Genomic DNA, 2,712 nt, shown 5'->3' on the forward strand with positions numbered 1-2,712 from the left:
TCCTCGATGGAGCCCAGGTTGATCGCGCTGGCGTTGTTGACGCACATGTCGATGGCGCCGAACTGTTCGACGGCCCGCGTGACGGCGGCTGCCACCGAGTCGCCGTCGCGCACGTCGCCGACGATCGGCAGGGCATGCCCGCCGGCCTCCTCGATCTCCTTGGCCGCGGAGTAAATCGTGCCGGGCAGCTTGGGGTGCGGCTCGGTGGTTTTCGCCACCAGCGCGATGTTGGCGCCGTCGGCGGCGACCCGCTTGGCGATCGCCAGGCCGATGCCGCGGCTGGCGCCGGAGATGAACATGGTCTTGCCGGAGAAGGCTGCCCCAGAGAAGGTCATGGCGACAGCCTAGGATCAGAACCCGATGACCGATACAGAGGAGTCCCGCGAGGAGAGCGACGCCGAGCTGAGCGCGCGGTTCGAGCGCGACGCCATCCCGCTGATGGACCAGCTCTACGGCGGCGCCCTGCGGATGACCCGCAACCCGGCCGACGCCGAGGACCTGGTGCAGGAAACGATGGTCAAGGCCTATGCGGGTTTCCGGTCGTTCCGGGAGGGCACCAACCTCAAGGCCTGGCTGTACCGGATCCTGACCAACACCTACATCAACAGCTACCGCAAGAAGCAGCGCCAGCCCGCGGAGTACCCCACCGAGGAGATCACCGACTGGCAACTGGCCGCCAATGCCGAGCACACCTCGACCGGTCTGCGCTCAGCCGAGGTCGAGGCGCTGGAAAACCTTCCGGACAGTGAAATCAAAGAGGCGCTCCAGGCGTTACCAGAAGAGTTCCGGCTCGCGGTGTACCTCGCGGACGTCGAGGGCCTGCCCTACAAGGAGATCGCCGAGATCATGGAGACGCCGATCGGGACCGTGATGTCCCGCCTGCACCGGGGCCGCCGGCAGCTGCGCGGCCTGCTCGCCGACGTGGCCCGGGACCGCGGGTTGCTGCGCGGCCGCGACGGGGCCGTCGCACAGGACGAGGAGGTCGCGCCGTGACGGCTGAGAAACCGGCACCGGACGCCGTGCCCGATCCCGATCCCGGCCACACCGACTGCGCGGTCGTCATCCGGGAGGTCTGGGCTCTGCTGGACGGCGAGGTCGACGACGCCGAACGGGAACGACTGCGCCTGCACCTCGACCACTGCCCGGCCTGCCTGCGCCACTACGGCGTCGAGGAACGGATCAAAACCCTGATCGCCACCAAGTGCAGCGGCGAGAAGGCACCGCCCTACCTGGTGGAGCGGGTGCGGATCCAGATCAGCCGGACGACGATCATCCGGCGTCAGTTCTGAGCCGGCCCCGGCTCAGGCGTTGGGCCGCTTGCCGTGGTTGGCCTTGCTGTGCTTGCGGTCACGCTTCTTGCGGCCACGCTTGGCCATCGGTTTCCTCCTCGATCATGCCCCCGCTGTCGACTTCAGTGTCGCACGCGGGGCTTCGGCTCCTGTAATCGACTGTTGTGGTTCGATAGGGACATGGCCGAGGACGTGCGCGCGGAGATCGTGGCCAGTGTGCTGGAGGTCGTGGTCAGCAAGGGCGACCGGATCGGCGCCGGGGACACGGTGGTGTTGCTGGAGTCGATGAAGATGGAGATCCCGGTGCTGGCCGAGTCCGGCGGAACCGTCACCGAGGTGAACGTTGTCGTCGGCGATGTCATCCAGGCCGGTCACCTGATCGCCGTCATCGACTAGTTCGTCCTCGACCCACCCGTGTCAACCCTCGGTGACCTGCTCGCCGAGCACACCGTGCTGCCCGGCGGGGCGGTGGACCATCTGCACGCCGTCGTCGGCGAATGGCAGTTACTCGCCGATCTGTCCTTCGGCGACCTGCTGATGTGGGTCCGCCGTGAGGGCGGCGACCTGGTCTGCGTCGCGCAGTGCCGGCCCAACACCGCCCCCACACTGCTGGCCGCCGACGCCGTCGGAACCCAGGCGGCCCCCGACGATCTGCCCGGGGCGGTGCCGGTGCGCTACCGCGGGGAGGAGGTGGCGCTGCTCACCCACCAGAGCGCCGGCGACGGCGGTTTCGGCAGGACGGGCACCTCGTCTCCTCTGGAGAAGGCCTACTCGGACTGTGCGGCAAAGCTTTTGGAGATGGTGGGGGAGGGCACCTTCCCCGACGCCGGTGATGCCGCCGGCTCGCGCTCGAGCCCCCGGGTCGGTGACGGATTCATCCGGCTCGACGTCGACGGCGTCGTGACCTACGCCAGTCCCAACGCCCTGTCCGCCTACCACCGGATGGGCCTGACCGCGGACTTGGAGGGCCACAACCTGGTCTCCATCACCCGGCCGCTGATCTCCGATCCGTTCGAGGCCCGGGAACTGGCCGGGCATGTGGGCGCCTCGGTGGCCGGCGGACCGGGCACGCGGCTGGAAATCGACGCCGGCGGCGCCACCGTGCTGCTGCGCACACTGCCGCTGGCGGTGGCCGGGCGCTCCGCCGGCGCGGCGGTGCTGATCCGCGACGTCACCGAGGTCAAGCGCCGGGACCGGGCGCTGCTGTCCAAGGACGCCACCATCCGGGAGATCCACCACCGGGTCAAGAACAACCTCCAGACGGTGGCGGCGCTGCTGCGGCTGCAGGCCCGCCGCACCGGCAACGAGGAGGGCCGGCACGCGCTGATGGAGTCGGTGCGGCGGGTGGCCGCCATCGCCCAGGTGCACGAGGCGCTGTCGATGTCGGTCGACGAGGAGGTCAACCTCGACGAGGTCATCGACC

At 69.2% G+C, this 2,712-nt stretch carries 6 protein-coding genes; 4 read left to right on the forward strand and 2 right to left on the reverse strand.

Translation table 11 applies throughout. The annotated features are described in order from the left end of the window. A partial coding sequence (locus tag ADBZ5U_RS15625; RefSeq protein WP_526811720.1) for an SDR family NAD(P)-dependent oxidoreductase occupies positions 1-335 on the reverse strand: 335 nt, incomplete at its 3' end. A gap of 25 nt (positions 336-360) precedes the next feature. Between ADBZ5U_RS15625 and ADBZ5U_RS15630 the strand changes: the two genes are divergently transcribed. Both ADBZ5U_RS15630 and rsrA read left to right on the forward strand, forming a co-directional pair. Continuing rightward, positions 361-993, forward strand: a complete 633-nt coding sequence (locus ADBZ5U_RS15630; protein WP_526811722.1) for a sigma-70 family RNA polymerase sigma factor — start codon at positions 361-363, stop codon at positions 991-993. Next, positions 990-1,289 (forward strand): mycothiol system anti-sigma-R factor, encoded by a 300-nt coding sequence (rsrA, locus tag ADBZ5U_RS15635; protein ID WP_526811724.1) that lies wholly within the window; start codon positions 990-992, stop codon positions 1,287-1,289. The genes ADBZ5U_RS15630 and rsrA overlap by 4 nt, the downstream gene beginning before the upstream one ends. A 12-nt stretch (positions 1,290-1,301) precedes the next feature. Here rsrA and ADBZ5U_RS15640 read toward each other — a convergent pair whose 3' ends face one another. After that, a complete protein-coding gene (locus ADBZ5U_RS15640; protein ID WP_011728008.1) occupies positions 1,302-1,376 on the reverse strand; it encodes a 50S ribosomal protein bL37 in 75 nt (24 codons plus the stop codon). 93 nt (positions 1,377-1,469) lie between these two features. Between ADBZ5U_RS15640 and ADBZ5U_RS15645 the strand changes: the two genes are divergently transcribed. Together ADBZ5U_RS15645 and ADBZ5U_RS15650 are read left to right on the forward strand one after the other, a co-directional pair. Then, positions 1,470-1,685 (forward strand): biotin/lipoyl-binding carrier protein, encoded by a 216-nt coding sequence (locus ADBZ5U_RS15645; RefSeq protein WP_526811728.1) that lies wholly within the window; start codon positions 1,470-1,472, stop codon positions 1,683-1,685. Between the two features lie 18 nt (positions 1,686-1,703). After that, the coding region (locus tag ADBZ5U_RS15650; protein WP_526811726.1) for a histidine kinase N-terminal domain-containing protein at positions 1,704-2,712 on the forward strand (1,009 nt) is incomplete at its 3' end.

The sequence above is a fragment of the Mycobacterium sp. genome (assembly GCF_040398885.1).
GTDB lineage: Bacteria > Actinomycetota > Actinomycetes > Mycobacteriales > Mycobacteriaceae > Mycobacterium.

Excerpts from the sequence above, each read along its gene's own strand:
- ADBZ5U_RS15645 (WP_526811728.1), top strand. The coding sequence starts at position 1,470 with ATGGCCGAGGACGTGCGCGCGGAGATCGTGGCCAGTGTGCTGGAGGTC.
- ADBZ5U_RS15630 (WP_526811722.1), top strand. The coding sequence starts at position 361 with ATGACCGATACAGAGGAGTCCCGCGAGGAGAGCGACGCCGAGCTGAGC.